General features: G+C 61.5%; 3 protein-coding genes. 2 read left to right on the forward strand and 1 reads right to left on the reverse strand.

The features are described from left to right. Nucleotides 1-1,029 (reverse strand): HTH-type transcriptional regulator GntR (gene gntR / locus BLX41_RS19485; protein ID WP_148059758.1); only part of this gene is annotated, 1,029 nt, incomplete at its 3' end. Between the two features lie 215 nt (nt 1,030-1,244). Here gntR and BLX41_RS19490 point away from each other — a divergent pair. Next, nucleotides 1,245-1,778, forward strand: a complete 534-nt coding sequence (locus BLX41_RS19490) for a gluconokinase (protein ID WP_102860632.1) — start codon at nt 1,245-1,247, stop codon at nt 1,776-1,778. Nucleotides 1,779-1,862: 84 nt separating this feature from the next. Continuing rightward, nucleotides 1,863-2,462, forward strand: a 600-nt coding sequence (locus tag BLX41_RS19495; RefSeq protein ID WP_259745015.1) for a GntT/GntP/DsdX family permease, incomplete at its 3' end; no start/stop codon positions are given.

A 2,462-nucleotide genomic window follows, 5' to 3' on the forward strand; every position in this document is an offset into this window, starting at 1 on the left:
GGTGCTTTCCCGCACCCGCAGCTCGAAGCCCATGTCCACCACGGGCTCGGCCACGCTGTTGCCGGCCAGCAAGGTCAGCATCTGCTCGGCTGCGCGGCGGCCAATGGCTTCCCTTGGGGTGCTGATGCTGCTCAGGCGCGGCACCATGTGTTCCGAGGACGGCAGGTCGTTGAAGCCCAGCACTGCGACCTGTTCCGGGACCTTGATGCCGCAGCGCATGGCTTCCAGTAGCGCGCCCTGGGCCAGGTCGTCGTTGCCGAAGAAGATGGCGTCCACTTGCGGCTGGCTCTGCATCAGTTGCAGGAACAGTTCGCCGCCCAGGCCCACGGAGGATGGACGTGGGGTCAGCAGTTCCAGGTCGGGGTTGTACAGCCCGGCCTCTTGCAGGGCGCGACGGAAACCTTCGCCCCGCAGCAGGGTGCGTTGATCCAGTTGTGCACCGACGTAGGCCAGGTGTTTGCGGCCACGGGAAATCAGATGCTGGGCGGCGGTCTCGCCGGCATTCAACTGGGAAAAGCCCACGCAGTTGAGCCCGGCACCGGAGTCCAGATCCATCATGTAGACACAGGGAATATTGTTGGCCTCGATCATCCGCCGGGCGCTTTCGGTACGGTCGAAACCGGTCAGCAGCAGACCCCGGGGCTGGTAGGTCATGTAGTTGCGCAGCAGGTTCTCTTCTTCATCCCTGGAGTAGTGGTAGTTGCCAATCAACACTTCGAAGCCCTTGGGTCGCAGGACCTGATGGATGGCTTCCAGGGTTTCAATGAACAGCAGGTTGGACAGCGACGGCACCAGCACCACCACCGATTGGCTCTGGGCCGAGGCCAGGGCGCGGGCGGCGGAGTTGACCACGTAGTTCAACTCCAGCGCGGCCTTCTGCACCTTTTCCACCAGTTCGGTGGCCACGCTGCTGACACCGCGCAGGGCACGGGAAGCGGTAATCGGGCTGACTCCAGCCAGGCGTGCCACTTCGTTGAGGGTAGGGCGCCCCGTGGTACGGGAGTTTTTATCGTTTTTATGAGTGGTCATCAGACGGCTTGCCAAACAAAATTCAAGTCACTAAGGTAGCGCTGTCCTGAAACAGCTGCAATGCGTGAGCGAGGTGTGCCTGACCCTCGCTCTTTGGTTTGGCGGACTATATACGCGGCAACCCACAAAAATGACAAGAAGGCGTCGGCAGACACTGTTTTTGTACTAGAACTAGAACTAGCGAAGGTAGCGCTGTCTGCGCGCTGAGGTGTTACATGAGTCAATCTATTACCGCCCTGGTCATCATGGGTGTTGCCGGCTGTGGCAAATCCAGTGTCAGTCAGGCCCTGTGCCAACGCAGCGGCGCCACGGCCATTGAAGGCGATACGTTCCACCCTGCCGCCAATATCGCCAAGATGAGCGCCGGCATTCCCCTCGACGACGACGACCGTGCCGGCTGGCTCGACAGCCTCTGCGATGAATTGCGTCGTACCCTGGCCGCCGGTCAGCGTCCGGTACTGACCTGCTCGGCCCTGAAACGCAAATACCGCGAGCGCCTGCGCGCCGCCACCCCCGGCCTGGGCTTTATCTTCCTCGAACTGACACCGGCAGTGGCCGCCGATCGCGTGGCACACCGGCCAGGGCATTTCATGCCTTCGACCCTGATCGACAGTCAGTTCGCCACCCTCGAATCCCCGGTGGGGGAGCCGCTCACCCTGGCCCTGGATGCCAGCACCCTGAGCGTCCAGCGCCTGGCCGAACTGGCCAACCAATGGTGGCTGGAGCATGGCCTTGAACCTTCACATTAAGTGCTGGCTCGAAATAGGTAGCGCTATCCCACTCGGCCCTTGTTTTTAACGCTTTAATAAAAACAACAAACCGGAGGCAATCCCATGTTTGGCATGTCCCAAGAGACCTATCTGCTGGTTGATGCAGTGGTCACTATCATCGGTCTGATCGTACTGATCACCCGATTCAAGCTGCATCCCTTTATTGCCCTGACCATCGCCGCGGGGTTCCTCGGCCTGACCTCGGGCATGCCGGTGGACAAGATCATCAAGGCGTTCCAGGACGGTTTTGGTGGCGTACTCGGTTTTGTCGGCATCATCCTGGCCCTGGGCACCATGCTCGGAAAAATGATGGCCGAGTCCGGCGGCGCCGATCAGATCGCCCAGACCCTGATCCGTTCGTTCGGCAAGGAGCGGGTGCAGTGGGCGATGATGTTCGCCGCGTTCCTGGTGGGCATCCCGCTGTTCTTCGAGATCGGCTTCGTGCTGCTGATCCCGCTGGTGTTCATCGTTGCCCGGCGCACCGGGGTGTCGCTGATCAAGATCGGCATTCCACTGCTGGCCGGCCTCTCGGCGGTGCACGGCCTGGTGCCGCCGCATCCGGGGCCGCTGCTGGCCATCGGCGTGTTTGGCGCCGACATTGGCAAAACCATTCTCTACGGCCTGATCGTCGCTCTGCCGACCGCCATCATTGCCGGTCCGATC

This window comes from Pseudomonas protegens (assembly GCF_003732485.1).
Taxonomy (GTDB): Bacteria; Pseudomonadota; Gammaproteobacteria; order Pseudomonadales; family Pseudomonadaceae; genus Aquipseudomonas; species Aquipseudomonas protegens_B.

Coding starts and splice junctions, on each gene's coding strand:
- BLX41_RS19490 (WP_102860632.1), top strand. CDS start 1,245: ATGAGTCAATCTATTACCGCCCTGGTCATCATGGGTGTTGCCGGCTGT.